This window comes from Streptomyces sp. NPDC057428, assembly GCF_042803195.1.
In the GTDB taxonomy this organism is placed as follows: Bacteria; Actinomycetota; Actinomycetes; order Streptomycetales; family Streptomycetaceae; genus Streptomyces.
The window spans coordinates 1-24994 of the sequence record NZ_JBHVCT010000040.1; the positions used below are offsets into that span (position 1 = coordinate 1).

31 protein-coding genes are annotated in these 24994 nt (G+C 71.4%); 19 read left to right on the forward strand and 12 right to left on the reverse strand.

From position 1 onward, the window contains the following. Positions 1-544 (reverse strand): hypothetical protein (locus tag ACFU5K_RS17380; protein WP_384062105.1); only part of this gene is annotated, 544 nt, incomplete at its 3' end. A gap of 123 nt (positions 545-667) precedes the next feature. Between ACFU5K_RS17380 and ACFU5K_RS17385 the strand changes: the two genes are divergently transcribed. The 3 genes from ACFU5K_RS17385 to ACFU5K_RS17395 all read left to right on the forward strand — a co-directional run bounded on the left by ACFU5K_RS17385 (position 668) and on the right by ACFU5K_RS17395 (position 3925). Then, positions 668-1240, forward strand: a complete 573-nt coding sequence (locus tag ACFU5K_RS17385) for a hypothetical protein (protein WP_384062108.1) — start codon at positions 668-670, stop codon at positions 1238-1240. A gap of 132 nt (positions 1241-1372) precedes the next feature. Then, positions 1373-2410 carry a rod shape-determining protein gene (locus tag ACFU5K_RS17390; RefSeq protein WP_384062111.1) on the forward strand — a complete coding sequence of 346 codons (1038 nt, stop codon included), beginning with the start codon at positions 1373-1375 and terminating at the stop codon, positions 2408-2410. 18 nt (positions 2411-2428) lie between these two features. Continuing rightward, a complete protein-coding gene (locus ACFU5K_RS17395) occupies positions 2429-3925 on the forward strand; it encodes a GAF domain-containing protein (protein WP_384062114.1) in 1497 nt (498 codons plus the stop codon). On the opposite strand, the gene ACFU5K_RS17400 is transcribed toward ACFU5K_RS17395, so the two are convergent. Next, a complete protein-coding gene (locus ACFU5K_RS17400; protein WP_384062117.1) occupies positions 3903-4334 on the reverse strand; it encodes an Lrp/AsnC family transcriptional regulator in 432 nt (143 codons plus the stop codon). The two genes, ACFU5K_RS17395 and ACFU5K_RS17400, sit on opposite strands and share 23 nt — an antisense overlap. Before the next feature lie 149 nt (positions 4335-4483). Between ACFU5K_RS17400 and ACFU5K_RS17405 the strand changes: the two genes are divergently transcribed. The 4 genes from ACFU5K_RS17405 to ACFU5K_RS17420 all read left to right on the forward strand — a co-directional run bounded on the left by ACFU5K_RS17405 (position 4484) and on the right by ACFU5K_RS17420 (position 8364). Beyond that, positions 4484-4642, forward strand: a complete 159-nt coding sequence (locus ACFU5K_RS17405; RefSeq protein ID WP_384062120.1) for a hypothetical protein — start codon at positions 4484-4486, stop codon at positions 4640-4642. A 10-nt stretch (positions 4643-4652) separates the two neighbouring features. After that, positions 4653-6119 (forward strand): acyl-CoA synthetase, encoded by a 1467-nt coding sequence (locus ACFU5K_RS17410; protein WP_384062123.1) that lies wholly within the window; start codon positions 4653-4655, stop codon positions 6117-6119. Positions 6120-6138: 19 nt separating this feature from the next. Beyond that, positions 6139-7467, forward strand: a complete 1329-nt coding sequence (locus tag ACFU5K_RS17415) for a carboxyl transferase domain-containing protein (RefSeq protein ID WP_384062249.1) — start codon at positions 6139-6141, stop codon at positions 7465-7467. Between the two features lie 108 nt (positions 7468-7575). After that, on the forward strand, positions 7576-8364 hold the full coding sequence (locus tag ACFU5K_RS17420; RefSeq protein WP_384062126.1) for a VOC family protein: 789 nt from the start codon (positions 7576-7578) through the stop codon (positions 8362-8364). A 97-nt stretch (positions 8365-8461) separates the two neighbouring features. Here ACFU5K_RS17420 and ACFU5K_RS17425 read toward each other — a convergent pair whose 3' ends face one another. After that, positions 8462-9733 carry an MFS transporter gene (locus ACFU5K_RS17425; protein WP_384062129.1) on the reverse strand — a complete coding sequence of 424 codons (1272 nt, stop codon included), beginning with the start codon at positions 9731-9733 and terminating at the stop codon, positions 8462-8464. A gap of 250 nt (positions 9734-9983) precedes the next feature. Between ACFU5K_RS17425 and ACFU5K_RS17430 the strand changes: the two genes are divergently transcribed. Further along, entirely contained in the window at positions 9984-10421 is a 438-nt protein-coding gene (locus tag ACFU5K_RS17430) for an NfeD family protein (protein ID WP_384062132.1), read from the forward strand. Between the two features lie 42 nt (positions 10422-10463). Beyond that, positions 10464-11567 carry an SPFH domain-containing protein gene (locus tag ACFU5K_RS17435; RefSeq protein WP_384062135.1) on the forward strand — a complete coding sequence of 368 codons (1104 nt, stop codon included), beginning with the start codon at positions 10464-10466 and terminating at the stop codon, positions 11565-11567. Positions 11568-11685: 118 nt separating this feature from the next. Here ACFU5K_RS17435 and ACFU5K_RS17440 read toward each other — a convergent pair whose 3' ends face one another. After that, positions 11686-12252, reverse strand: a complete 567-nt coding sequence (locus tag ACFU5K_RS17440; protein WP_384062138.1) for a rhodanese-like domain-containing protein — start codon at positions 12250-12252, stop codon at positions 11686-11688. A gap of 85 nt (positions 12253-12337) precedes the next feature. Here ACFU5K_RS17440 and ACFU5K_RS17445 point away from each other — a divergent pair, with 85 nt between their 5' ends. Then, a complete protein-coding gene (locus ACFU5K_RS17445) occupies positions 12338-12616 on the forward strand; it encodes a metal-sensitive transcriptional regulator (RefSeq protein ID WP_384062252.1) in 279 nt (92 codons plus the stop codon). Positions 12617-12637: 21 nt separating this feature from the next. On the opposite strand, the gene ACFU5K_RS17450 is transcribed toward ACFU5K_RS17445, so the two are convergent. From ACFU5K_RS17450 to ACFU5K_RS17460, 3 genes are read right to left on the reverse strand one after another with little or no spacing between them, the layout of a single operon-like run. Further along, a complete protein-coding gene (locus ACFU5K_RS17450; protein ID WP_384062140.1) occupies positions 12638-13381 on the reverse strand; it encodes a sulfite exporter TauE/SafE family protein in 744 nt (247 codons plus the stop codon). After that, entirely contained in the window at positions 13378-13743 is a 366-nt protein-coding gene (locus tag ACFU5K_RS17455) for a rhodanese-like domain-containing protein (protein WP_384062143.1), read from the reverse strand. The genes ACFU5K_RS17450 and ACFU5K_RS17455 overlap by 4 nt, the downstream gene beginning before the upstream one ends. 45 nt (positions 13744-13788) lie before the next feature. Beyond that, a complete protein-coding gene (locus ACFU5K_RS17460; RefSeq protein ID WP_384062146.1) occupies positions 13789-15153 on the reverse strand; it encodes a rhodanese-like domain-containing protein in 1365 nt (454 codons plus the stop codon). 167 nt (positions 15154-15320) lie between these two features. Here ACFU5K_RS17460 and ACFU5K_RS17465 point away from each other — a divergent pair, with 167 nt between their 5' ends. Beyond that, positions 15321-15719 (forward strand): DUF302 domain-containing protein, encoded by a 399-nt coding sequence (locus tag ACFU5K_RS17465; protein ID WP_384062149.1) that lies wholly within the window; start codon positions 15321-15323, stop codon positions 15717-15719. A gap of 47 nt (positions 15720-15766) precedes the next feature. On the opposite strand, the gene ACFU5K_RS17470 is transcribed toward ACFU5K_RS17465, so the two are convergent. Both ACFU5K_RS17470 and ACFU5K_RS17475 read right to left on the reverse strand, forming a co-directional pair. Then, complete coding sequence (locus ACFU5K_RS17470) at positions 15767-16606, reverse strand: cytochrome c oxidase assembly protein (RefSeq protein WP_384062152.1); 840 nt, start codon at positions 16604-16606, stop codon at positions 15767-15769. Continuing rightward, positions 16603-17175 carry a DUF2243 domain-containing protein gene (locus ACFU5K_RS17475; protein ID WP_384062154.1) on the reverse strand — a complete coding sequence of 191 codons (573 nt, stop codon included), beginning with the start codon at positions 17173-17175 and terminating at the stop codon, positions 16603-16605. The genes ACFU5K_RS17470 and ACFU5K_RS17475 overlap by 4 nt, the downstream gene beginning before the upstream one ends. A gap of 410 nt (positions 17176-17585) precedes the next feature. Here ACFU5K_RS17475 and ACFU5K_RS17480 point away from each other — a divergent pair, with 410 nt between their 5' ends. From ACFU5K_RS17480 to crcB, 3 genes are read left to right on the forward strand one after another with little or no spacing between them, the layout of a single operon-like run. Continuing rightward, on the forward strand, positions 17586-18080 hold the full coding sequence (locus ACFU5K_RS17480) for a fluoride efflux transporter FluC (RefSeq protein ID WP_384062157.1): 495 nt from the start codon (positions 17586-17588) through the stop codon (positions 18078-18080). Beyond that, positions 18077-18427 carry a DUF190 domain-containing protein gene (locus tag ACFU5K_RS17485; protein WP_384062159.1) on the forward strand — a complete coding sequence of 117 codons (351 nt, stop codon included), beginning with the start codon at positions 18077-18079 and terminating at the stop codon, positions 18425-18427. The genes ACFU5K_RS17480 and ACFU5K_RS17485 overlap by 4 nt, the downstream gene beginning before the upstream one ends. Next, on the forward strand, positions 18424-18801 hold the full coding sequence (crcB, locus tag ACFU5K_RS17490; protein WP_384062162.1) for a fluoride efflux transporter CrcB: 378 nt from the start codon (positions 18424-18426) through the stop codon (positions 18799-18801). The genes ACFU5K_RS17485 and crcB overlap by 4 nt, the downstream gene beginning before the upstream one ends. Before the next feature lie 72 nt (positions 18802-18873). On the opposite strand, the gene trxB is transcribed toward crcB, so the two are convergent. Both trxB and ACFU5K_RS17500 read right to left on the reverse strand, forming a co-directional pair. Then, on the reverse strand, positions 18874-19857 hold the full coding sequence (trxB, locus tag ACFU5K_RS17495; RefSeq protein WP_384062165.1) for a thioredoxin-disulfide reductase: 984 nt from the start codon (positions 19855-19857) through the stop codon (positions 18874-18876). Further along, positions 19854-20267, reverse strand: a complete 414-nt coding sequence (locus ACFU5K_RS17500) for an arsenate reductase ArsC (protein ID WP_384062166.1) — start codon at positions 20265-20267, stop codon at positions 19854-19856. The genes trxB and ACFU5K_RS17500 overlap by 4 nt, the downstream gene beginning before the upstream one ends. 92 nt (positions 20268-20359) lie before the next feature. Here ACFU5K_RS17500 and ACFU5K_RS17505 point away from each other — a divergent pair, with 92 nt between their 5' ends. Genes ACFU5K_RS17505 through ACFU5K_RS17520 form a run of 4 tightly spaced genes read left to right on the forward strand, consistent with a single transcriptional unit; the run spans position 20360 to position 22966 of the window. Beyond that, entirely contained in the window at positions 20360-20668 is a 309-nt protein-coding gene (locus ACFU5K_RS17505) for a helix-turn-helix transcriptional regulator (RefSeq protein WP_023416076.1), read from the forward strand. After that, positions 20665-21771: an ACR3 family arsenite efflux transporter gene (gene arsB / locus ACFU5K_RS17510; RefSeq protein WP_384062169.1), complete on the forward strand. Its 1107-nt coding sequence runs from the start codon at positions 20665-20667 to the stop codon at positions 21769-21771. Before ACFU5K_RS17505 ends, arsB begins: the two co-directional genes overlap by 4 nt. Then, positions 21771-21911 carry a hypothetical protein gene (locus tag ACFU5K_RS17515; protein WP_384062171.1) on the forward strand — a complete coding sequence of 47 codons (141 nt, stop codon included), beginning with the start codon at positions 21771-21773 and terminating at the stop codon, positions 21909-21911. The genes arsB and ACFU5K_RS17515 overlap by 1 nt, the downstream gene beginning before the upstream one ends. Next, positions 21908-22966 (forward strand): ArsO family NAD(P)H-dependent flavin-containing monooxygenase, encoded by a 1059-nt coding sequence (locus ACFU5K_RS17520; RefSeq protein WP_384062174.1) that lies wholly within the window; start codon positions 21908-21910, stop codon positions 22964-22966. The genes ACFU5K_RS17515 and ACFU5K_RS17520 overlap by 4 nt, the downstream gene beginning before the upstream one ends. Before the next feature lie 127 nt (positions 22967-23093). On the opposite strand, the gene ACFU5K_RS17525 is transcribed toward ACFU5K_RS17520, so the two are convergent. After that, positions 23094-23471, reverse strand: coding sequence for an ArsR/SmtB family transcription factor (locus ACFU5K_RS17525; protein WP_384062177.1), 378 nt, complete (start codon positions 23469-23471; stop codon positions 23094-23096). 104 nt (positions 23472-23575) lie between these two features. On the opposite strand from ACFU5K_RS17525, the gene ACFU5K_RS17530 reads away from it, so the two are divergent. After that, on the forward strand, positions 23576-24970 hold the full coding sequence (locus ACFU5K_RS17530) for an NAD(P)-binding domain-containing protein (protein WP_384062180.1): 1395 nt from the start codon (positions 23576-23578) through the stop codon (positions 24968-24970). Positions 24971-24994: the final 24 nt, after the last annotated feature.

A 24994-nucleotide genomic window follows, 5' to 3' on the forward strand; every position in this document is an offset into this window, starting at 1 on the left:
CGGGCGTGGTCCTCTGGGGCCCGGCGCCCGGGGCGCAGCCCCGGGTCGCCGTGGGGGTGGCGTGCCCGTCCGCGGCCTCGCCGGAGCGGGAGGCGGTCACCGGAACGACGGTGGGCGCGTCCACCGGCCCGGCGTCGTCCGGCTCCACGCCGGAGGAGGCCGACGGCGCGCTTTCGGTGGCCGCGTCCGTGGCCTCGCTGACGTATTCCGCCGCGCCGCTGTCACCCCCGGGCTCGATGGCCAGCTCGGCCAGGCTCAGGGCGCCGACGGCCAGCACGACACCGGTGGCGGTCAGGAGCAGGGTACGTCCGCGACGGCGGTGACCCCGGCGTCCCCGGCGGCGCGGGGTGGCTTCCGGGGCACGACGACGGTGTCCGGTGGCCTTGGAGGCCCCGGAGGTCTCGCTCGCGGGCTCTTCACCGCGGCCGGCAGGGGCCGGGACCGCAGGGACGGCGTAAGGGGCCAGCGCGTCGGCGGGTGTCCCGCAACCGGCGCAGGCCAGAGCCCCGTTGAGGTGCCGTTGGCACGGGTGGCAGTAATCCATCGCGCCCGCAGACTAAACGCGGGGGGAGCACCACAGGAAGCCGCACAGGTGAGGATCCTGTGTGGAATCCCGAACTCCGGGGCACGCCGTCCGATACGCGTGACACGCGGCAGGATGGGCCCCATGACCGCTCCCGCCCCGTTCGGGCCGCTCCAGTTCCAGCTCGTCCTGCTGCGCCGGATGGCCGACCACCGGCCCGACCTCGTCGAGGACGCGCGCATCGAACTGGGGGCCTCCCTGGCCCAGATGCGGGAGGCGAACCGCCGCTGGCAGGCGATGCTGCGCGCCCCGCGCGGCCGGGGCGCGCTGCGCCGCTACCGCTCGGTGCTGGGCGAGCCCGAGGCGTCCGTACGCCGCACGGTCGGCGACCTGGAGTGCGACGCGCTGCTGTGGCCGCTGCCTCTCTGGCCGGATCTGCGCTTCGAGGTGATGACAGGTCCCGGCGGGGCCGTGTGGAACGAGTGGCTGGTGCGCGCGCCCGGCGTGCCGGGACCCGGGCTGAGCGGCGCCGCCGACCTGCTCCCGTGGTCCTGCACGGTGGACGAGGTGGCCAGGGCCTTCGCCCCGGTCAGGCCGATGGAGGGCAGCGCACCGACTCGCTGGGCCCTGTCCTTCACCGACCCGGCCGACGGCCGGCCACAGGTCGCCGAGTTCACCTGGGGCCTGTTCCAGCGTCTGCTTCCCGGCCGCTCCTGATACCTGTCGCACCGTCAGCTGCGGGTCCCCCCTACGGCTCACCCAGCGCGCGCCCGGCCCGCCGCGGCGTGACGATGCCAGGAGAGCCGGCTGCCGCCGGTGCCCCCGCCAGCGCTCTCGGGAGACCCTGCCGTGACCGTCAGTCTCGATCAGTTGCGCCGTTGCCATGTCGCCGTCGATCTCGGGGCCGCGAGGACCCGTGTGTACATCAAGGGAGTGGGGCTCGTCGTGGACGAGCCCAGTGTCGCCGCCGTGAACACCCGCACCGGCTCGCTCATCGCCGTCGGCGCCCTGGCCGAGCAGATGACCGGCCGCACCCCCGAGTACATCCGGGTGGCCCGCCCGGTGTCCGGCGGAACCGTCGTGGACATCGACATGGCCCAGCGCATGCTGCGCCATCTGCTCGGCGAGAAGCTGCGCCGCCAGCTGCGCCGCAAGCCGAGGCTGCGGGCCGCCGCTTGCACCCCGCACGACGCCGATCCGCTGGCCCAGCGCGCGACCGTCGAAACCCTCGTCGGGCTCGGGGCACGACGCGTCGAGCTGGTCGACACCCTGATCGCGGCCGCCGTCGGCTGCGGGCTGCCGGTCGAGCAGCCGACCGCCACCATGATCATGGTCTGCGGGGCAGCCACCACCCAGATCGCGGTGCTCTCCCTCGGCTCGATCGTGACGGCCGTTCGCATTCCCATCGGCGGGGAGGCCATCGACCACGCGGTGATCCAGCACCTGCGCCAGCACCACGAGCTGATGCTGCCCAGCCAGTCCGTCCGCCCCCTCCAGCTGGCGCTCCGGGGCAACGGCCTCACGCTCAACGGGCCGGCGATGACGGAGATCCACGGCCGGGACGTGGCCACCGGCCTGGCGCGCTCGGTGCAGGTCGACACCGCCGCCGTACGCCAGGCGATCCACACCCCGCTCACCGCCGTGCTCGACGGACTGGGCAAGGTGCTGCGCGACTGCCCGCCCGACCTGGTGGCCGACATCGCGGACTGCGGGATCACGATGGTCGGCGGCAGCGCCCTGCTGCCCGGCCTCGACCAGATGCTGCGCGAGGCGACGGGCGTGCCGGTGCACATCGCGGAGCGGCCCGACGTGTGCTCGGTGCTCGGGCTCGGCGCGATGCTGGACGGCATGGTCAAGCCGCTGGTCCTCGCCCCGATCGCCGGCTGAGAGCCGCGGGGCTCGCCGGTGACGGAGACCGGGCTCGACCTGCGGACCACCCTTCAGCACATCGTGGACACCGCGACGGTGCTGGCCGGGGCGCGTCACGGCGCGCTGGCCCTCCTCGACCCGGTGGACCGCCACGTCACCGACCTGTTCACCACCGGCATGACCGACGCCGAACGCCTGTCCACGGGTCCGCTCCTCGACGGCCGGACGGGCTTCCTCGGAGTCCTCGTCGGCGACGCGCAGGCGGTGCGGGTCGACGACCTGCCACCCCGCCCCGCCACCGAGGGCGTGCCGCCCCCGATGCGTTCCTTCCTCGGGGCCCCGGTCCTGGTGCGCTCCGAGCTGCTCGGCAGCCTGTGCCTCACCGCGGAGGAACCCGGGTGGTTCTCCGACACCGGCCTGGCACTGCTGCGGCTGCTCGCCTCCCAGGCCGCCGCGGCGATCGGAGGCGCCCATCTCTACGAGGCGGCCCGGCAGCGGGAGCGCTGGATCGAAGGGGCCGCCGCCGTCACCCGGGCCCTGCTGACGGGCGCCGGGACGAGCGACGCCCTGACGACCGTCGCCGAGCGGGCCCGGGTGCTCGCAGGTGCCGCGGCCGGGGTGATCCTCCAGCCTGACGACGACGGTGGGATGGAGATCGTCGCCGCCTCCACCCTCGACGATCCCGCGGGCCTCGTCGGTACCGCCATCGCACCGGGCTCCCCCGTCCTCGTCCAGCTGCTGAGCGGCGAGGAGGTCTTCATCGAGGACTCGTCGACGGACCCCCGGATGACGACCCCGGTACGTTCCAGGTTCGGCCCCAGCATGATGCTGCCGCTGCAGAGCGGTGGGCGGCTCATCGGCACGCTCGCCCTGCCCCGGCGCCGGGGCGGGCTCCCGTACACCGACACGGACCGGCTGCTGGCCTCGCAGTTCGCCTCCCAGGCCGCGCTGGCCCTGGTGATGGCGGACACGCGGCACTACCGGGAGCAGCTCGCGGTCTACGAGGACCGTGACCGCATCGCCCGTGACCTGCACGACCTCGTCGTACAGCGGCTGTTCGCGACGGAGATGATGCTGGAGTCGACCCGCCGCAAGGACCTCGAGGGTGACGCGGAGACCGCCGAACTGCTCACCCGGGCCGTCGACGAGCTGGACTCCACCATCCAGGAGGTCAGGACGACGATCTTCGCGCTGCAGCAGCCGCCGGCCGAGGCACCCGCCACCTTCCGGGGCCGGGTGCTGCGCGAGACCGGTGGTGCCGCGGCCGTGCTCGGCTTCCAGCCGTCGGTGCACTTCGCGGGCGCGGTGGACACCCTGGTGACGGAGCCGGTGGCCGGCCGGCTGCTCGATGTCCTGCGTGGGGCGCTGGCGGCCGCGCACCGGCGGACGGCCGTGACGGCCGTCGAGGTGGAGGTGGACGCGACGGCGCGTCAGTCCGACGGGCGCGCCGCGGTGCGGCTGGTGGTGGCGGACGACGGGCGGGGCGAGGACGGCACGCGGTCGCCGACCGTCACTTGGCAGGTGCCGCTCTGAGCGCGATACGGGTGCTGGAGTGGGCGACGCCCGCGTCCTTTCTCAGCCGGCGCAGCAACGCGTCCAAGGAGCCGGGGTCGGCTGCGGTGGCGCGTACCAGGTAGTCGTGGCCGCCCGTCACGTGCACCACCTCGGTGATGCCGGGCAGGGTGAGCACCGCGCGCTCGAACTCCTCGTTCGTCGTGTCCAGGCGCAGTGACACGTCGATGAAGACGACGAGACCGGAACGGGTGTCGGCGGCCGGGTCGAGGATGACGGTGAAGCCGCGGATCACCCCGTCGCGACGCATGCGGCGCACGCGGTCGCCCGCCGCGTTGGCGCTGAGCCCCACGCGTACACCCAGATCGCGGTACGAGATCCGGGCGTCCTCCTGGAGAATGCCGAGGATCTCCCTGTCCAGCCGGTCCATAGGCACGATTGTGGCAGCCGGGGACCGGAAGCGACCGTCGAGAGACGCCCCGGCCGGCCGCCGGGACCCCTCCGCCCTAGGGGCGTCTACGCGGGATGGCCTTCCCCGGATGGCTCAGTCGACCGCGCTCCACCCCCGCGGATCGTCCCTTGACCCGTGATGTGGGCGCCGTCCACGAGGCCCCTGCCCCGGACCGGACCGCGCCCACCGCCGCCTCGTACCGCAACCTGATCACGGCGACGATCGGATCCACCCTCACTTTCCTCGGGGTGCCCGGCTCCAGGGACGGTCAAGCTCGTACCGCCTAGGCTGCACCGGGTGACCTCTCTTCTGCCCGCGCTGAGCGGAGCGTCCCGCAGACCGGATTCCCCCGAGGCCGTCCGGTTCGGGGAACACGTCCTGACCTACGCGCAGTTGGACGATGCCTCCGCCTCCCTGGCTTCCCGGATCGCGGGTGCGGGACGGGTCGCCGTCTGGGCCACGCCGACCCCGGAGACCGTGGTCGGTGTCGTGGCCGCCCTGCGGGCCGGGGTTCCCGCCGTGCCGCTCAACCCGAGGACGGGCGAGCGGGAACTCGCGCACATCGTCGCCGACAGCACGCCCCGCTGGGTGCTGTCCGCGGCCGGCGACGCACTGCCGACCGCGCTCGACGCCACGGAGCGGCTGCACGTCGAGACGACCGGCACGGCCGCTCCGGGCCCGGACGCGGATCTCCCGGAGCCCTCCGCCGACTCCCCCGCCCTCGTCGTGTACACCTCGGGCACGACCGGCCCGCCCAAGGGCGCCGTCCTGCCGCGTCGGGCGATCGCCGCCTCGCTGGACGCACTGGAGGACGCCTGGCAGTGGACGGGCGAGGACGTCCTGGTCCACGCGCTTCCGCTGTTCCACGTGCACGGACTGATCCTGGGTGTCCTCGGCCCGCTGCGCCGGGGCGGCTCCGTGCGCCACCTTGGCCGGTTCTCCGCCGAGGGCGTGGCGCGCGAACTGCTGTCCGGGGGCACGATGCTGTTCGGGGTGCCCACGATGTACCACCGGCTGGCGGGCGAGCTGGAGGATCCGGCCGGCTCCACGGACCTCCGCGAGGCGCTGGCGGGTGCCCGGCTGCTGGTCTCCGGCTCGGCCGCGCTGCCGGTCCACGACCAGGAGCGGATCGCGTCGGCCACCGGCCGCCGGGTCGTCGAGCGGTACGGGATGACGGAGACACTGATGAACACCGGGGTACGGGCGGACGGCGTACGGCGTGCCGGGACGGTCGGCCCGCCGCTCCCGGGGGTCGAGCTCCGGCTCGTCGAGGAGGACGGGAGCGTGATCGAGGATCCCGCCTCCACCGGCGAGATCCAGGTGCGCGGCCCGAACCTCTTCACCGGCTACCTGAACCGGCCGGACGCCACGGCGGCCGCCTTCACCGAGGACGGCTTCTTCCGCACGGGCGACATGGCCACGGTCGACCCCGACGGGTACGTGCGGATCGTCGGACGCAAGGCCACCGACCTGATCAAGAGCGGCGGCTACAAGATCGGAGCGGGTGAGATCGAGAACGCCCTGCTGGAGCACCCCGGTGTGCGGGAGGCCGCCGTCACCGGGGAGCCGGACGCGGACCTGGGCGAGCGGATCGTCGCCTGGGTGGTTCCGGCCGACCCGGGATCACCTCCGGACGAAGGGGAGTTGGCGGACCACGTGGCGAATCTGCTGGCTCCGCACAAACGCCCGCGCGTGGTGCACCACCTGGACGCGCTGCCCCGCAACGAGCTGGGCAAGATCATGAAGAGGTCGCTCGGTGCCTGACGCCCCCGGTAACGGCCGCATGTCCGCGCGGGACGCCGTCGCCGCCGTCGCCGAGCGCTTCACCGAGCACCACACGGCCACCGGCCCGGCGACCGCGGACGGACCGCTCGGCTGGTCCGGCTACGCCGAGTCCAGGGCGCGCGCCGTGGAAAGGACCGGCGAGGAGGAGTCCGTCCTGTACGGGACCGCCTCGGTCGGCGGCCGGGATTGCGTCCTGGTCTCCTTTGAATTCGGCTTTCTGGGCGGCTCGTTGGGCGGCAGTACGGGGGACAGACTGGAGGCCGCTTACGCGCTGGCTCGGGAGCTGCGCCTGCCGCTGGTCTCGCTCGTGGCGACCGGGGGCAGCCGGATGCAGGAGGGCATGATCGCGCTGATACAGCTTCAACGCGTGGCCCGGGCCTCCGCGCTGCTGAGGGCCGCGGGACTGCCGCAGATCGCGGTGGTGCGGGACCCGACGACCGGGGGCGGCTGGGCGACCGTCGGTGCGGGCGCCGACGTGGTGCTGGCACTGCCCGGGGCGCAGATCGGATTCGCGGGCTCCCGGGTGCGACCGGCCGGCGCCGATCCGTACGCGTACACCGCCGAGGGGCAGTCGGCGGCCGGGCAGGTCGACGCCGTCGTCCCGCCGGAGGAAGTTCCCGGGGTGCTGAACCGCTGGCTGACGGCGCTGACGGCGACGGGCCCGGCCGAGGCGGCCCCCGTACCCCGGGCGCTGTCGGCCACCGGGCTGCCCCCGACCGGCTGGGACGCGGTGGAACAAGCACGTTCCGCCGTCCGCCCGCGGGCCGGGGCCTATCTGGACGCGTACTTCGAGTACCGGCTGCCGCTGACCGGCGACCGCTGCGGGGGCACCGACCCCGGGCTGCTCGCCGGTGTCGGCCTGCACGCCGGGCGGCCGGTGGCGTACGTCGCACAGTGCGGCACGGCGACCCGTCCGGCGGGTTACCGCACGGCGGCCCGGGTCGTCCGGCTCGCGGACCGGCTCGGCCTCCCGGTGCTGACGCTCGTCGACACACCGGGCGCGGCCAATGACGCCGAGGCCGAACGGGCGGGCGCCGGTGCGGCCATCGCCGACGCCTTCGCCGCGGTGGCCGCGGCCGGGGTGCCCGTGACCACGCTGGTGATCGGCGAGGGCGGCTCCGGCGGTGCACTGGCCCTGGCCGCTCCGGGCAACACCCACGTCACCGCCGACAGCTACTTCTCGGTGATCGCTCCGGAACTGGCGGCGGCGATCCTGAAGCGCGGTCCCGGCGAGGTGCGGTCCACCGCCGACCAGCTGCGGCTGCGCCCTCAGGACCTGGTGGACCTCGGGGTGGCGCGCTCGGTCGTGGGTCCGGCCGGCGGCTGACACACCCCGCGGCGCGACGGCGCCCGAGAGCGGCCTGCGCGCCGCTCGAACGGCTGTTGGCTAGCGTGACGGGAGAACCCATCCACCGAGTGAGGAAAGGTCCGAGTCATGGCCGCAGAAACCGAGGGCACTCCGTGCTGGGCCGACGGGACGTTCGGCGACCTCGATGGGGCGAAGCGCTTCTACGGTGAGCTCCTGGGCTGGTCGTACGGCGACTCCATGCCCGAGTACGGCAACTACACCCAGACCTATGCGGACGGCAAGGCGGTCGCCGCCCTGTCGCCGCCCATGCCCGGCCAGGAGGTCCCGTCCGCGTGGTGTCTGTATCTCGCCACGCCGGACGCAGCCGCCGTCACCGCGAGGATCCGCGAACACGGCGGCCAGGTGCTGGTGGAGCCCATGCGGGTGGGCGACTTCGGAACGATGGTGCTCGCCCTCGACCCGGGCGGGACGCCCTTCGGGGTGTGGCAGAAGGGGACCCACCAGGGGTTCGAGGCACACGCGGTGCCCGGTGCCTACTGCTGGGCCGAGGTCTACACCCGTGAGCCGGAGAAGGCGGACTCCTTCTTCTCCGCCGTGTTCGGGTACGGGGTCAAGCACATGGAGGACGACGCCATCGACTTCTCGCTCTACGACCTGGGCGCGGACCCGGTGCTCGGCAGGATGAGGATGACCGGGGACTTCCCGCCCCAGGTGCCGGCCCACATGAACGTCTACTTCACAGTCGCGGACTGCGACGCCGCGGTGGAGAAGGCGAAGTCGCTCGGAGCGGAGCTCAGGTTCGGTCCGATGACGATCCCGTTCGGCCGGTTCGCCACCCTGACGGACCCGCAGGGCGCGGTGTTCTCGATCATCGACGTCACGACCACCGCAGGCGAGATGCCCAAGGTCTCGTAGGTGTGCACTGAACGTGGGTGCGCCTATCCGTAGGGGCGCGTACCCATAGGTGCGCCGCCCTCACCCGGCCCGGTCTCAGGCGCCAAGAGGCTTGTCCCTAGGGCTGGGGGTCCAGCGCGTCGTATCGCGCGAAGCCGCGCCAGCGAAGCCCCAGAAGGCAGACCACCAGGACACAGGCGAGGCCTCCCCCGGTCACGGCCACGGCAGGGGACGTCAGGTCGGCCACGGAACCGGCCATGAGGTCGCCGAGACGCGGGCCGCCTGCCACGACGACGATGAACACCCCCTGCAGCCGGCCCCGCATCTCGTCGGGCACCGCCGCCTGGAGCATGGTGTTGCGGAAGACCATGGAGATGGAGTCGGCGCATCCGGCGAGGGCTAGCAGGACCAGGCCCGGCCAGAGCTGCCGGGTGAGCCCGAACACGGCGACGGCAGCGCCCCAGCACGCCACCGATATCAGCACCGCCAGCCCGTGCCGCCGGATCCGGCTCAGCCACCCGGAGAAGACGCTGCCGAGCAGGGCACCGAACGCCGGTGCGGCGACCAGCAGTCCCGTGGTCTTCGCGTCGCCTCCGAACCACACGACGGCGACGAGGGGGAAGAGAGCGCGCGGCTGGGCAAGCACCATGGCGCTCAGGTCGCTGAAGAAGGTCATCCGCAGATTGGGCCTGGTGCCCAGGAAGCGCAGGCCGTCCAGCACGGAGGCCCGCCCGGCCCTCCCCTGCTCCTTCTCTCCGCGGTCGGGCAGCATCGAGGGCAGGCGCCACATCGCGTACAGCGAGGCGGTGAAGGTGACGGCGTCGACGGTGTACGCCGCCCGGTAGCCCCACCAGCCGACGATGATCCCGCCGAGCATCGGCCCGGCGAGGCCGCCCGTGGTGGAGGTCATCGCGTTGAGGGCGTTGGCCGCGGGGAGCTGTCCGGCCGGAAGCAGCCGGGCGATCATCGAGCTGCGGGCCGGTGAGTTGAGCGCGAAGCAGACGGCCTGGAGCGCCACGACCACGTAGAGCAGCCCGACGTGTTCGACCCCGGCGAAGGTCACGACGGCCAGCACCACGGAGAGCAGGAACGAACCTCCGGCACTGAACAGTCCCAGCTTGCGGCGATCGACGGTGTCTGCGACGGCCCCGCTGTACAGGCCGAGGAGCACCAGGGGGACGAGTGAGCAGAGACCGATCAGGCCGACGGAGAACGCGGACCCGGTGATGTCGTAGACCTGGAGGGAGACGGCCAGCGCCGTCATGCCCTGCCCGATCCAGGACACGGTGTTCCCGAACCAGAGCCGCCGGTAGTCGGGGGAGGTACGCAGCGGCGTCAGGTCGGCGAGTATGCGCGTGCGGGGTACACGCGGTTCGGCTGTTTCGGTCACAGGGGATGGTAACGGCCCCCGCCCGGGAGCGATGGTGCGAGGGCGGGCGCATCGAGGCGGTGGGCTGCAACCAGCCCCTGGCATGGAATGCACCCGCCCGAAGCCGAGGGCGGAATGCGCGATGCCAGGGGTGGGTCGGCGTTGCAGGCGGCTTCCCGGGCCGGGGGTCGTGGTCGCACCGCCACGTCAGGCCAGGCCGGCGTTCCGGGAGGTAGCTTGGTAGAGAAGGCCCCCTGAGGAGGGCGATTCGATGCCGTGGTTCGTATGGCTGCTCGCCGCTGCGGCACTGGGTGCCGCAGAGTTCTTCACCCTGACGCTGGTCCTTGGGCTGCTGGCGGGCGCTGCGCTGGTTGCCGCCGTAGTCGCTGGTGTGGGTATCGGTGTTTTCGGCCAGCTCGTAGCCCTGGGGGTGGCAGCAGCGGCGGGTCTCGTCCTCGTCCGTCCCATCGCGCTGCGACATATCGCACAGCAGCCCATGACGCGCGAGGGCAGCGACGCACTGATCGGCAAGCGGGCCGAGGTCGTACAGGAGGTCACCGCGACCCGCGGCCTGATCAAACTCTCCGGCGAGGAGTGGTCCGCCCGTGCCCTCGACGAGAACCTGGTGATCCCGGCGGGAGCGCTGGTGGACGTCATGGAGATCGAAGGCGCGATGGCCATCGTCTACCCCCGCGAACTCCTTCCATGAACGGCCATGAACGGCTGACGCATAGCAACGGAGGCAGGCGCTGTGGACCCAGTTGTCATCCCCATTCTCGTGGCGGCCATCGTCGTCATCTTCCTCGTGGCCGCCACCGTGCGGATCGTGCCGCAGGCGCGCCGCTACAACATCGAGAGGTTCGGCCGATACCGCAGAACGCTCCAGCCCGGCCTGAACCTGGTCCTGCCGGTGGCGGACCGTGTCAACTCCAAACTCGACGTGCGCGAGCAGGTCTACTCGTCCGAGCCCAAGCCGGTGATCACCGAGGACAACCTCGTGGTGAACATCGACACCGTGCTCTACTACCAGATCACCGACCCGCGCTCGGCGGCCTACGAGGTCGCCGACTATCTGCACGCGATCGATCAGCTCACCGTGACCACGCTGAGGAATGTCATCGGCAGCATGGACCTGGAGGGGACGCTCACCTCGCGTGAGGAGATCAACGCCCGGCTCCGCGCCGTCCTGGACGATGCCACCGGCAAGTGGGGCATCCGGGTCAACCGCGTCGAGATCAAGGCCATCGATCCCCCGCACACCATCAAGGAAGCGATGGAGAAGCAGATGCGGGCCGAGCGCGACAAGCGTGCGGCCATACTCCACGCCGAAGGGGAACGGCAAGCCAAGATCCTGACCGCGGAAGGCACGAAGCAGAAGGACATCCTGGAGGCACAGGGCACGCAGCAAGCCATGATCCTGCGGGCGGACGGCGAGGCGAAGGCGGTGGAGCACGTCTTCCAGGCCGTCCACCGCAACAACGCCGACCCGAAGGTCCTGGCCTACAAATACCTCGAGACGCTCCCCCACCTGGCGAGCAGCGACAACAACACGTTCTGGGTGATCCCGGGAGAGCTGACCGAAGCGGTTCGGACCGTCACCAGCGCGTTCGGTGATCAGTCGACGGCAGGTACTCCCCCATCTACGCGGCCCGAGGACGCGGCCGCCACCGACGCCGCATCGGACGAGACCCGGATTCCGGAACTCAGCGCAGGTGCGGCGCCCCCGCTCGACGCCGCCAGGGCTACTGACGAGGCCGAGAAAGAGGCCGCCGCCGCGGTGAGCGACGCCAAGGCAGAGGCCGAGGCTGCGAAGTCGCCCCAGGTGCCGCGCCGGGGACAAACCTCCGGCGGCTGAGCCCGGCCTCGGCGTCGGCCACGCACCGGTCGACGCCGCCCTCGCGCTCCAGGTGCAGCCGCGGTGCTGCGACCCGGTGGTGACGCTCACGGCGCGGGCTTTCGCCGCCGGAATCCTGTCAGCCCTGCAGCGCCCGGAGAGTGGCGTGGAGGTCGCCGGTGCGGGGCTGGTTGTGGGGGAGTCTGGCGAGGGCTGCGGCCATGCCGCAGGTGTTGGTGGCGGCGGAGAAGACGAGACCGGCGCCGATGGCGGCGGACAGCCGGCGGGCAGGGCGCCAGCGGGTGCCGGCGGCGAGGCCGAGGACCACGAGGGATCCGGCGGCGAGGCGGACCTGGCGTTCCATGGGCCAGACGGCCTTGGCGTTGTCGGGGCGGTGCAGGGGGTGGCCTTCGCCGGCCCAGGCGGTGGTGCCGCCGGTGAGGGTGGTGGCGGGGATGCCGGCTGCGGCGAGGTCGGTGCAGGCGGTGGTGGAGCGGTTGCCGGAGGCGCAGACGATGAGGAGGGTGCCGCGGGCGGCTGCTGTCCTGAGGGCGGGCAGGGCGGCGCGGAGGTGGTCGAGGGGGACGTTGTGGGCACCGGGGAGGTGGCCGGAAGCGTATTCGCCAGGGGTCCGTACGTCGACGACGGTGTAGTCGTCGAGGCGGGCGGCGGCCTGGGCGGGGATGAGAGCGGTGGGGGTGGTCATGTGCGGGGTGGTCCTTCCGTACTGTTCCGGGAGTGGGCAGCCCGATCCCGTATGGTACCCCTAGGGGTATTTATGGAGGTGGATGGTGGAGCTGGAAATGGCGGCCGACGAACTGAAGTCGGTGCTGAACCGGCTGCGGCGGGCTCAGGGCCAGATCGCAGGGGTCATCAAGATGATCGAGGAGGGCCGGGACTGCGAGGACGTGGTCACGCAGCTCGCCGCGGCCTCCCGTGCGCTGGACCGGGCCGGGTTCGCGATCATCGCGACCGGGCTGCAGCACTGCATGTCCGAGGGCGGGCAGCCGGCCGAAGACCGAGATGAGATGCGGGCCCGGCTGGAGAAGCTGTTCCTGTCCCTGGCCTGACGGGCGTGGTCGCCGTGGTGCTCATGCGATCACATCGATCAGCATGAACACGGCCACCACCAGCAGCACCCCGGCGAAGACCTTCTGAAGCCTGTTGCCGGAGACCTTGGTGCTGAGGCGTTTACCGTCCCAGGCGCCGAGGATCGCCGCTCCGGTGAACGGCGCGATCAGCGCCCAGTCGAGGCCGCCGCCGGTCCCGGTGCGGGCGGTCAGGGCGGCGAGAGAGTTGACGGTGATGACGAGCAGGCTGGTGCCCACCGCCCGCCGCATGGTCAGGCCGAGCACGCTCACCAGGGCCGGGACGGCGAGGAAGCCGCCGCCGACTCCGAGGAAGCCGGTCACCGCGCCGAGTCCGGCTCCTGCCCCGGCCGCCTTGCCGGGCCGTATCCGCTCCGGCGGCCGCGACGAGGACGGGCGGAACATCCGGACGGCCGCCAGGGCGGCGATGCCGGAGAACGCGATGGTCAGGGCCGCTTCGGGCACGCGTCCGGCGGCGGCCCCCGCGAGGTAGGCGGGGACAACGCCCGCGGCGGCGAACAGTGATCCGGTCTTCCAGGCGACGTGTCCGTCGCGCGCGTGGGCGTACAGGGCGGTGGCGGAGGTGGCGGCCACGATGATCAGGCTGGCGGTGGTGGCCGCGGACGGGCTGAAGCCGAGCAGGTAGATCAGGGCGGGTACGGCCAGAACGCTGCCGCCTCCGCCCAGGGCTCCGAGGGCGAGGCCGACGACCGCCCCGGCGACGAGGGCGAGAACGATCGCGGTCACGCTATCCGGCCGTTGTTCCCGCGTTCGTCGAGGACCGGGTGTCCTGCGGCGGCCCACGCGTTCATGCCGCCCTCGACGTCGACGGCCTGGGCGCCGCGCTGGGTGAGGAGTTTCGCGGCCTGCTGGGAGCGGTGTCCGCTGCGGCAGATCAGCACCAGCGGCCGGTCGGCTGCTTCGGCCGGCAGGCCGGCGCCGGCGACGAGTTTCGAAAGGGGTACGTGGACGGCGCCGGGGGCATGGCCCGCGTTCCACTCGGGCTTTTCGCGGACGTCGAGCAGGACGGCGTCCGGCGTGTCGCCGCTGGTGAGGCTGCGGGCCTGGTCCACGCTGACGCGGGGCCGGCTGCGGCGGAAGAGGAACATCGAGTTCTCCCCTCTCCTTCTCGGATCTCGTGAGGTGGCGGGGTGTCAGCCGGTGGTCAGGGGCAGGCCGGCGTCGGTGGCGGCGTCGAAGCCGTCGTCGACGGCGACGACATCGCGGCCGGCGGCGTCCAGCAGGGACGCGGCGATAGCGGCCCGCATGCCGCCGGCGCAGTGCACCCACACCGTCCCGGGCGGCACCTCCGCGAGGCGGCCGTGGAGCTCGTGGACGGGTATGTGCACCGAGCCCTCGATCCAGCCGTTCGCACGCTCGGAGTCACGGCGCACGTCCAGGACCACCACCTCACCGCCGCCGTGGGCGGCGAGCGCGGCGAAGGTGGAGCGGGGGAAGGAGGCCGGAGCCTTTCCGGCGGGCAGCCATGCGGCGGGGCCACCGGTGGCGGCCGCGGCCGGGCGGTCGATGCCGACCCGCACCAGTTCGCGCTGGGCGGCAGCCAGCTGCTCGGCGGAATCGGCGAGCAGGGTGACCGGCTTGCCCCAGGGGATCATCCAGGCGAGGTAAGTGGCGATCTTGCCGTCGGCCTCGAAGTTGAACGACCCGGCCACGTGTCCTTCGGCGAAGGCCACCCGGCTGCGCAGGTCGACGACCCATTCGCCGGCCGCGAGGCGGGCGGCGATCTCGTCTGCGTCCGCGAGTGCGGGCGGGGTCAGGTCGAGCGATGCGGGGCCCTCGGCGTTGGCAGGGCCCATGTGCGCGTAGTAGGCGGGCACGTCCTCCAGCCCGGCCAGCAGGTCCGCGACGAAGGTGTCCACGTCGACGGTGAGGGCGGTGTTAGCGCCCTTCTCCTTGCCGATCGTGGTCTCCTCCCCCTCGGACTGGGCCGAGGAGCAGAAGCTCCCGAAGCCGTGGGTGGGCAGCACCGCCGTCTCGTCGGGAAGATCGGAGGCCAGGCGGTGGGCGGAGGAGTGCTGGGCACGGGCCAGCTGCTCGGTCAGCCGCGGCTCGACCAGGTCGGGCCGGCCCACCGTGCCGATCAGCAACGACCCGCCGGTGAAGACGACCACCGGCCGCCCCGCCTCATGCAGGGCGTAGGAGGTGTGGTGCGGGGTGTGACCCGGGGTCGCGATCGCCTCCAGCGTCACCCCGCTGCCAGGGTCGATGTCCACGGTGTCGCCGTCGGCCACGGGCACGCGGGCGAAGGCGACGTTGGCGTCGGCCGGTACGAGGTACTGGGCGCCGGCGATCCGGGCGAGTTCGAGGCCGCCGGTCACGTAGTCGTTGTGGAGGTGGGTCTCCACCACGTGCGAGATCCGCACACCGCGCCGGGCGGCTGCGGCCATGACCTGGTCGACGTCACGCGGCGGGTCCACCGCCACCGCCGTGTGCTCACCACCGGCCAGATAGCTGCGGTTGCCGAGACCTTCCAGCTCGATGGTGTCAACGAAGAACACGCGGGTACTCCTTTCGGGTGAAAATTACCCCGGGGGGTATCTTGCCTCCACCGTAACACCTGTACCCCCGGGGGTATATTTCGGATGCGAGGTCCGCCCTGCCCGGGCGGGCACCCCGCGGACTCCGAGCGCATCAGCACACCGGACGAGAAGAAGGAGAAACGGCCATGAACTACAGCCGCACCGTGCACGTGGACGGCGACTTCGCACAGACCGTGACTGCCGTACGCGAGGCACTGGCCGAACAGGGCTTCGGGATCCTGACCGAGATCGACGTGCAGGCCACCTTGAAGGAGAAGCTGGGCCACGAGATGGAGAACTACCTGATCCTCGGCGCCTGCAACCCGCCCCTGGCACACCGCGCGATCGAAGTGGATCGCTCCATCGGTCTGCTGCTGCCCTGCAACGTCGTCGTCCGGTCCGAGGGCGAGCGCGTCACCGTCCAGGCCCTCGACCCCGACACCATGGTCACCCTGACCGGACAGGACGCCCTCGAGCCCGTCGCCGAGGAAGTCGCCCGCCGGCTGGACGCCGCCCTGTCCGCGCTCAACGGCGTCAAGGAATAGCACAAGGCGCCGCCGCGCCATCGGCGGCAGCGAAAGGGATGAGCGGCTCACGGCACCGCGGGCCGCGCCTCCGGCCGGCGCTGCGGCCGCGGGGCCCGGCGGGTGGCGGGCCGCCGGCGCCAGGTCGCTACCAGGGCGACGGCCAGGAGCAACTCGGCGATGTCACCGCCGTAGTACATGATCTGAGCGCCGCCCTGGACCTGGTCGACGGGGGCGTGGATGTTGATGCCGAAGCCGCCGTACATGAGCTGCGAGATCACCGCGTGCGCGGCGATCGCCACGCCCAGCACCACCAGGCGCACCGGAACCCCGGGCCGGGCCGGGGCCGGGTCAGGGCCGGCGATGGCGTGGGTGAACAGGCACCCGGCGAGCAGGAAGTGGGCGTGCAGCAGCCAGTGCAGCCACGTGTGCGCCGACAGCGTGTTGTAGATCGGCGTGAAGTACAGCAGCCCCAGCGTGGCGACGATGAGCACGAGCGCGGTGACCGGGTTGGCCGGCACGTGCACCGGGCGACTCCGGACCAGGCCGGTCAGACGTCGCCCCTTGTCAGCGGGCAGATTCCGCAGCAGCAGCGTGACGGGCGCTCCCAGCACCAGCCCCAGCGGTGCGTACATACCGATCAGCAGGTGCTGGAGCATGTGGCCGCGGAAGTCACCGTGGGCCCACGGCGCGATCGGGGGCAGCAACCCGGCCGCCAGGAGCGCGCACCCCGCCAGGAACCATCCGGTGCGCCACCGGCTCCATCCGGCCTGCGGATTGCGCCGACGCGCGCGGCCCGCCAGCAGCACGTAGCCACCGGCCAGCAGCACGACGAACACCGTCAACAGCAGAACGTCCAGCGGCAGGCCGCCGGTCTCCTCATGGTGATGTGCGGGGTGGCCCGTCATGCGCGCCGCGCCTCCCGTACCGGCCCGTCACCCTCCGGGCCGAAGGGCCTCGCCCGGCGCTGGATCAACCAGCCCACCGCGACCAGGACGGCGCCCAGCAGCAGGAACCCCAGGTCCCACCAGATCTGCTGGTCACCGGCGTAGACGTGATGGATCCCGAGGATGTGATGGTCGAGAACACCCTCGACGAGGTTGAACAGTCCCCAGCCGACCAGGATCCAGCCCCACAACGCCGGGGACGTCCACACCCGGCGCCGGCCGTGCGTCACCCGCGCGTACAAGATCGCCAGACCGGCGAGTACCGCCACCCAGCAGATCGCGTGGAAGATCCCGTCCCACACCGTGTTCATCTCCAGACCGGCCACGGTGTTCGCCGGGTAGTACTTCACCCCGATCCGGTCGTCATCAGTGCTGGTCAGCATGTGATGCCACTGCAGCAGCTGGTGCAACAGGATCCCGTCCACGAAGCCACCCAGACCCACACCGAGGATGACCCCCGGCAACTGCAGACTCCGAGGCCGCTCACCCGCCATCGCGCCCCGGGGTTCCGCATTCACACTGCTCGACATTGCCGCTGCCCTCCACTGGACCGGCGATCGGATGCCCGGGCGACCCAGGTATCAGCCCTCCCACCACAGCAGTAGCACCTCACCCGCGCATCCTGCGGGGGGCAAACAGCGCTACGTGCGTCCGCCTGCTGGAAGACACTGCTCGCGATCGGTCCGAAGCCACTGCCGGCCAGGGGGCAGAAGAATCGGCGAACTGCGGGCAGGCCATCCTGGGACACGAGGTGCTTGGTGACTGGCCCGGCCCCGCGCTTCACACGTGGCGCGACTAACCTGGCGTAAGCGGTGGTCCTCTGCCGCACGGCGGTGGGGCTCGCCGTACCCGAACCGTGGCGATGCAGCCACCAACAGTCCCTGCCCGTGAAGAATCCTGTCCGTATGGCGCGGACAGGGCACCACGTGTGGGGAGAAGCATGTCTTCGGACGAATCCGGGCTGTCGACCGGGGCAGAGCCCACCGATCCCGATATCGACCTGGCCGATATCCGGCAACGCAAGGAACTGCGGCGTTCGCACTACGGTGTCCTGCTGGTGGTCGCGGTCGGTGGGGCGCTGGGCGCGCTCGCCCGCTTCGGCGCCGCCCAGACATGGCCGACCGCGACCGGCAGTTTCCCCTTCACCACCCTGGCCGTGAATGCCGCCGGGTGCCTGGTGATCGGTGTCTTCCTCGTCGCCGTCACCGAGATCTTCTCCGCCCATCCCCTGCTGCGCCCGTTCTTCGGCACCGGAGTACTGGGCGGCTTCACCACCTTCTCCACCTACTGCGTGGACATCGAGCGCCTCGTCACCGGTGACCGTGCGGGAATCGCGCTCACCTACCTGGCGGCAACAGCCCTGGCCGCACTGGCCGCGGTGACCGTGGGCGCGTGGAGCACGCGCCGCATCCTGGCGAAGTGGAGCCAATCATGAGCTGGAGCACACAGGCCGCGCTGCGGCTGACCGTCCTGGTCGATGACACCGACACCTGGCACCACAAGCCGATGTGCAGCGAGATCGTGCACCGGGCCCATGCCGCCGGGCTCTCCGGCGCCTCGATCTTCCACGGCATGGAAGGCTTCGGCGGTCGGCAGATCGTGCACACCACCCGGCTGCTGTCGATGGCCGACGACCTGCCTGTGGCCGTCGTCATCGTCGATACCGAAGATCGCGTCCAGGCGTTCGTCCCGCAGCTGGAAGAACTGGACATCGAGGGCCTGATCACCCTGGAACCCGTTCAGATCGTGCAGTTCCACGGCGCACACCGGGCGGACCGGTGAGCGACTTCCTGCTGGTCGCCATCGGCGGCGCGGTCGGCGCTCCCTTGCGCTACCTCACCGACCGGGCCGTCCAGGCCCGCCACGACACCGTCTTCCCCTGGGGCACCTTCACGGTCAACGTCGTCGGCTGCCTGATCCTCGGGTTCCTCACCGGCGCTGCTCTGTCCGGTACCGCGGGGCACACCGTGCAGCTGCTGCTGGGCGTCGGACTGTGTGGGGCGCTGACCACGTATTCGACGTTCTCCTACGAGACGTTGCGCCTGGCCGAAAGCGGTGCGAGGTTCTTCGCCGCGGCCAACGTCGTCGCCTCCATCGTGGCGGGGCTCGGCGCGGTCTTCGTCGGCATCGCCTTCGCCCAGGCCCTGTTCTCGTGACGTGAGCCGGCGTCATGGAGACGGCCGATGGGCTGTGCGGTCCAGGCATGGGCGGAGTCCCGCAGGGGGTGGTCAGACCGCGGCCGGCGTCTTGTCCGGATCAGCGCTCTGGGTGGTGTCGGTGAGGGCGGCGAGGTAGCGCTCGGCGTCCAGGGCAGCCGCACAGCCGGAACCCGCGGCGGTGATGGCCTGACGGTAGGTGTGGTCGACGACGTCGCCCGCCCCGAACACGCCGGGGATGTTCGTGCGGGTCGACGGGGCGTCGACCTTCAGGTATCCCTCGTCGTCCAGATCCAGCTGACCGGTGAACAACTCGGTGCGCGGATCGTGGCCGATCGCCACGAACAGGCCGGTGGCGTCGAGATTCCGGGTCTGTCCGCTGAACGTGTCGCGAAGGACGAGGCCGGAGAGCGCGCCGCCCTCCTCCTTGATCTCCGCGATCTCGCTGTCGAACGCGAAGGAGATCTTGTCGTCGGCGAACGCGCGGTTCTGCATCGCCTGGGAGGCCCGCAGCGCGCTGCGCCGGTGCACCACGGTGACGGACCTGGCGAAGCGGGTGAGGAAGGTCGCCTCCTCCATCGCCGTGTCGCCGCCTCCGACGACCACGATGTCGCGGTCGCGGAAGAAGAACCCGTCACACGTCGCGCAGTACGAGACTCCGCGGCCCGACAGCTCGTCCTCGCGGTCGAGGTGCAGCTTGCGGTGCTGGGATCCGGTGGTGACGATCACCGCGTGAGCCCGGTGGACCGTGCCGCTGGTGTCGGTGACCGTCTTGATGCGGCCGGTGAGGTCGACGGCGACGATGTCGTCCGCGACGAGTTCGGCGCCGAAGCGTGCCGCCTGGGCCCGCATGTTGTCCATGAGGTCCGGGCCGACGATGCCGTCGCGGAAGCCGGGGAAGTTCTCGACCTCGGTGGTGTTCATGAGGGCGCCGCCCGCGGTCACCGAGCCCTCGAAGACCAGCGGCTTGAGGTCGGCGCGCGCCGTGTACAGGGCGGCGGTGTACCCAGCGGGGCCGGAGCCGATGACGATGACGTTGCGGATGTCGCCGCTCATGACGAGGGCTCCGGCGCGATCTCCTTGATCAGGCCCTCGACCATGACCTTGATCTCGTCGCGGATCGGGCGCACCGCCGCGACGCCCTGACCGGCGGGGTCTTCGAGCTCCCAGTCGAGGTAGCGCTTGCCGGGGAAGACGGGGCAGGTGTCGCCACAGCCCATCGTGATGCAGACGTCCGACTCCTTGACCGCGTCCACGGTCAGGATCTTGGGGGTCTCGGCGGAAATGTCGATACCGACCTCGGCCATCGCCTCGACAGCGGCGGGGTTGACCGCGTCGCCCGGGTTCGATCCGGCGGAGCGGACCTCCACCCGGTCTCCGGCGAGGTGGGTCAGCCACGCGGCGGCCATCTGGGAACGGCCGGCGTTGTGAACACAAACGAACAGCACGGAGGGCTTCTCGGACATCAGGAGGTCTCTCGTCTCACGATCGAATCAGGCGCTTCTGACATCAGCACCCGGTGGCATCAGCAGCCACTGATGTGTGAGAGTATCAGCACATGATGACGTCAGTCGACACTGAACTGATCCGGGTGCTGGGCGATCCGCTCCGGCTCCAGATCGTGACCCTGCTCGCCCGCGAGACTCTGTGCACCACCCACTTGGTGGAGGAGACCGGTGCCAGGCAGACCAACCTCTCCAACCACCTGAGAGTCCTGCGCGAGGCCGGGGTGGTGGAGACCGAGCCGTGCGGCCGCTTCACGTACTACAAGCTCCGCCCGGACGTCATCGCCCAACTTGCCGGTCAGTTCGCCGACCTGGCCGAGTCCGCCCGTACCGCAGCCGAGAACAAGAGGGCCTGTCCGTGACCCCCACGCAAGCACCCGCGACCACCGAGGATTCCTCGGTGGTGCGGAAGCTGTCGACGCTCGACCGCTTCCTCGCCGTCTGGATCCTGATCGCGATGGCCCTCGGCCTCGGCCTCGGCCGGCTCATCCCCGGCCTGAACGACGCTCTGGCGAAGGTCGAAATAGGCGGCATCTCCCTGCCGATCGCCGTCGGTCTGCTGATCATGATGTACCCGGTCCTGGCCAAGGTCCGCTACGACAAGCTGGACGCCGTCACCGGCGACCGCAAGCTGATGGCCTCCTCGCTGGTCATCAACTGGATCATCGGCCCGGCCGTCATGTTCGCGCTGGCGTGGATCTTCCTGCCTGACCTGCCCGAGTACCGCACCGGCCTGATCATCGTGGGCCTCGCCCGCTGCATCGCCATGGTCATCATCTGGAACGACCTGGCCTGCGGCGACCGCGAGGCCGCCGCGGTCCTGGTCGCCCTGAACTCGGTCTTCCAGGTCATCGCGTTCGGCCTGCTCGGCTGGCTCTACCTCGACCTGCTCCCCGGCTGGCTCGGCCTGGGCGAGGGCGAGCACCTCGACGTCTCCATGTGGAAGATCGCGCTGAACGTCGTCGTCTTCCTCGGCGTACCGCTCCTGGCCGGCTTCCTCACCCGCCGCCTGGGCGAGAAGAAGATGGGCCGCGAGTCCTACGAGGCGAAGTTCCTGCCGAAGATCGGCCCCTGGGCCCTGTACGGCCTGCTCTTCACGATCGTCATCCTCTTCGCCCTCCAGGGAAAGACGATCACCTCGCAGCCGCTCGACGTGGTCCGCATCGCGCTGCCGCTACTCGTGTACTTCGCGATCATGTTCTTCGGCAGCTTCCTGATCGGCAAGTCCATCGGCCTGGCCTACGACCGCACCGCCACGCTGGCCTTCACCGCGGCGGGCAACAACTTCGAGCTTGCCATCGCGGTGGCCATCGCCACCTTCGGCGTCACCTCCGGGCAGGCCCTCTCCGGCGTCGTCGGCCCGCTGATCGAGGTCCCGGTCCTGATCGCGCTGGTGTACGTGGCCCTGGCCTGGCGTAAGAAGTTCACCTCGTCCGCGCTCATCACCAGCGCCACGCAGCACTGATGCAAGGTCTCGGCTCCCGCCCGCACTCCGCCGTCCACGCCCCGGCCCGCGTCGCCACCCAGCCGACGGCGGGAGCAGCGCTGCGCGGGCATGTGGCGGGAGCCGAGATGCCGGGCGTCGACACGGCGGTGAACTGGTGACGCGAGCGGTGGACGTCGTGGTGATCGGCGGCGGCCAAGCAGGACTTGCCGCCGGTTACCACCTGCGCCGCCAGAACCTCGACTTCGTCATCCTCGACGCCCAGCCCACACCGGGCGGCGCGTGGCAGCGCACATGGGACTCCCTTCGCCTGTTCTCCCCGGCCGCGTACTCCTCTCTCCCGGGCTGGCTGATGCCCGTCCAGAACGGGACGGAGTACCCGGACGCGGATCACGTCGTCCAGTACCTCTCCGCGTACGAGGAGCGATACGCCCTGCCCGTCCAACGACCGGTCCGAGCAAGGGCCGTGCACCGTGATGGTGAGCGGTTGCGGGTGGAGACGGACAGGGGTGCCTGGTCCGCCCGTGCGGTCGTCTCGGCGACCGGGACCTGGTGGCGTCCCTTTCTCCCCGCCGTACCCGGCCGCGAGACGTTCGCAGGCCGTCAGTTGCACACCGTGCAGTACCGCGGCCCTCGCGAGTTCGCAGGGCAGCGGGTCATCGTGGTCGGAGGAGGCAACTCCGGTGCGCAGATCGCCGCAGACCTCGCCCCGCACACCAACCTGACCTGGGTCACCCGACGGCCCGCGCGTTTCCTGGCCGACGACATCGACGGCCGCGCCCTCTTCGACGCCGCCACCGCCCACCGCCAGGCCCTCGACCAAGGACGGGCCGACACCGGCGGCGTCGCGTCCCTGGGGGACATCGTGGCCGTACCGCCGGTCCGCGCCGCCCGGGACGCAGGTCTGCTGAATGCACGGCCCATGTTCGAGCGGCTCGTCGCCGATGGCGTCCGGTGGAACGACGGCACGACCGCACCCGCGGACGCGGTGATCTGGTGCACCGGCTTCCGCCCCGCTCTCTCCCACCTCGCGCCGCTGGGCCTTCGAGGGCCTCGAGGACATATCGCCACCCGCGGCACCCAGGCGGTGGACGACCCCCGGGTGCACCTGCTCGGCTACGGCGACTGGACCGGTCCCGCCTCGGCCACCCTCATCGGCGTAGGCCGGCCTGCCCGGGAGGCGGCCGCGGACATCGCCAGGCTTCTCTTGCAATAATTGCGGCAATCAGGGGACACACACTTGCGGCGTCGACGGCGCCTCCACGGCCGAGCGTGTCTCCGCGCTCCATGCGCATCTGGCGCTGCCGCCCGGCCCGGCCGCGCCGGCTGACCAGCCGAGCCGCTCAGCGGTCGGCGGTCGGGCGCAGGTCGAGCATCGCTGACATGGCGGCCACGACGGAGGGGGCTACCTGGTAGTAGACCCAGGTCCCGCGACGCTCGGAAGTCAACAGCCCTGCCTCGCGCAGCTTCCTCAGATGGTGGGAGACGGTCGGCTGAGAGACGCCGACATCGGAAATGTCGCACACACACGCCTCACCGCCCGCATGTGAGGCGACCTTGGAGAACAGGCGCAGTCGCACCGGGTCGGAGAGCGCCTTGAACATCACGGCCATCCTCTCCGCGTCGCCCTGCGACAGTTCCCCTGCGGTGATCGGCGGGCAGCACGGCACCACGTCACCGGCATCCAGGACCGGCAGCTCCGCAACCTCGAAATTCGACATGTGTCTATGTTGACACTCATCAATACCGGTGGCAAGCTCCAAGACATCGACAGCAATCGAAACAGCGACCGGACCGGTCGCCTCTCACGGAGGACATCACCGCTATGACCATCACTGCAGACCTGCCGGTCGTCGTCATCGGCGCCGGCCCCGCCGGACTCGCCGCCGCCGCACACCTGGTCGAGCGACGACTCCAGCCGCTGGTCCTGGAGGCCGGCCCCGCCGCCGCCAGCGCCGTACGGGACTGGTCACACGTGCGGCTGTTCTCCACCTGGGGCGAGGTCACCGACCCGGCCGCCGAGAAACTTCTGGCACCGACCGGCTGGACGAAGCCCGACGCCACGACGTACCCGTCCGGAGGGGACTGGGCCGACCTGTACCTCCAGCCGCTGGCCGACGCCCTGGGTGACCGAGTCCGCCTGGGCGCCACCGTCACCGGGGTCTCACGCACCGGCCGCGACCGCATCGTCGACGCGGACCGCGAAAGCCAGCCCTTCGTCGTGCACTTCACCACCGCGGACGGCAGCGAAGAGCGGGTCTTCGCCCGCGCGGTCATCGACGCCTCCGGCACCTGGGGCACCCCGAGCCCCGCAGGCGCCTCCGGTCTGCCCGCCCTCGGCGAGGAGAAGGCGGCCGGCCGGATCACCTACCGCGTGCCCGACCTGAAGGACCCGGCCGTCCGCGCCCGTTACGCCGGCAAGCGCACCGCCGTCATCGGCTCCGGAGCCTCCGCCTTCACCGCCCTGGCCACCCTCGCCGACGTCGCGAAGGGCGAGCCCGGCACGCACGCGGTGTGGATCCTGCGCCGCGGCATCAGCGGCTCCACCTTCGGAGGCGGCGCAGCCGACGAGCTCCCCGCCCGCGGCGCCCTCGGTCTCGCCGCCAAGGCCGCCGTCGACCAGGGCCACGCCGACGCCGTCACCGGCTTCCGCACCGAAGCCGTCGAGCGCGACGCCGACGGCCGCTCGGTACTGGTCGGCGAGGACGGCCGCCGCCTGGACCCGGTGGACGAGATCATCGTGCTGACCGGCTTCCGCCCCGACCTCTCCTTCCTCTCCGAACTCCGCATCGGCCTCGACGAACGCCTTCAGGCACCGGTCGAGCTGGCCCCGCTCATCGATCCCAACCAGCACTCCTGTGGCACGGTCTACCCGCACGGCCACCGCGAACTGTCCCACCGCGAGACGGGGATCTACCTCGTCGGCATGAAGTCCTACGGCCGGGCCCCCACGTTCCTGGCCATGACCGGATACGAACAGGTCCGCTCCGTCGCCGCCGCCATCGCCGGTGACATCGAGTCCGCCGACCGAGTCGAGCTCACCCTCCCCGAGACCGGAGTCTGCGGCGGCGCCGGACTCTACGACGATCCTTCTGCGGGAGAGGCGGACGGTGGCGGTTGCTGCGCCCCGGCGCCCGCTCCGGTGCAGATCGGTACCGCTGCTTCCGCTTCCACTGCGGCTGTCGAGGAGCCCGCGTCGCCCGGTGGCTGCTGCGCGTGACCAACTGAGTCCCGGCGCCCGGGT

Bases quoted from the DNA above. Each gene is read 5' to 3' on its own strand.
- trxB (WP_384062165.1), bottom strand. From the start codon at position 19,857: ATGAGCGGCGACATCCGCAACGTCATCGTCATCGGCTCCGGCCCCGCT.
- ACFU5K_RS17465 (WP_384062149.1), top strand. From the start codon at position 15,321: ATGAACTACAGCCGCACCGTGCACGTGGACGGCGACTTCGCACAGACC.
- ACFU5K_RS17420 (WP_384062126.1), top strand. From the start codon at position 7,576: ATGGCCGCAGAAACCGAGGGCACTCCGTGCTGGGCCGACGGGACGTTC.
- ACFU5K_RS17415 (WP_384062249.1), top strand. From the start codon at position 6,139: ATGTCCGCGCGGGACGCCGTCGCCGCCGTCGCCGAGCGCTTCACCGAG.
- ACFU5K_RS17385 (WP_384062108.1), top strand. From the start codon at position 668: ATGACCGCTCCCGCCCCGTTCGGGCCGCTCCAGTTCCAGCTCGTCCTG.
- ACFU5K_RS17500 (WP_384062166.1), bottom strand. From the start codon at position 20,267: ATGTCCGAGAAGCCCTCCGTGCTGTTCGTTTGTGTTCACAACGCCGGC.
- ACFU5K_RS17400 (WP_384062117.1), bottom strand. From the start codon at position 4,334: ATGGACCGGCTGGACAGGGAGATCCTCGGCATTCTCCAGGAGGACGCC.
- ACFU5K_RS17480 (WP_384062157.1), top strand. From the start codon at position 17,586: ATGTCTTCGGACGAATCCGGGCTGTCGACCGGGGCAGAGCCCACCGAT.
- ACFU5K_RS17455 (WP_384062143.1), bottom strand. From the start codon at position 13,743: ATGTTCCTCTTCCGCCGCAGCCGGCCCCGCGTCAGCGTGGACCAGGCC.
- ACFU5K_RS17475 (WP_384062154.1), bottom strand. From the start codon at position 17,175: ATGTCGAGCAGTGTGAATGCGGAACCCCGGGGCGCGATGGCGGGTGAG.
- ACFU5K_RS17440 (WP_384062138.1), bottom strand. From the start codon at position 12,252: ATGACCACCCCCACCGCTCTCATCCCCGCCCAGGCCGCCGCCCGCCTC.
- ACFU5K_RS17430 (WP_384062132.1), top strand. From the start codon at position 9,984: ATGCCGTGGTTCGTATGGCTGCTCGCCGCTGCGGCACTGGGTGCCGCA.
- ACFU5K_RS17505 (WP_023416076.1), top strand. From the start codon at position 20,360: ATGATGACGTCAGTCGACACTGAACTGATCCGGGTGCTGGGCGATCCG.
- ACFU5K_RS17485 (WP_384062159.1), top strand. From the start codon at position 18,077: ATGAGCTGGAGCACACAGGCCGCGCTGCGGCTGACCGTCCTGGTCGAT.
- ACFU5K_RS17470 (WP_384062152.1), bottom strand. From the start codon at position 16,606: ATGACGGGCCACCCCGCACATCACCATGAGGAGACCGGCGGCCTGCCG.
- ACFU5K_RS17525 (WP_384062177.1), bottom strand. From the start codon at position 23,471: ATGTCGAATTTCGAGGTTGCGGAGCTGCCGGTCCTGGATGCCGGTGAC.
- ACFU5K_RS17515 (WP_384062171.1), top strand. From the start codon at position 21,771: ATGCAAGGTCTCGGCTCCCGCCCGCACTCCGCCGTCCACGCCCCGGCC.
- ACFU5K_RS17530 (WP_384062180.1), top strand. From the start codon at position 23,576: ATGACCATCACTGCAGACCTGCCGGTCGTCGTCATCGGCGCCGGCCCC.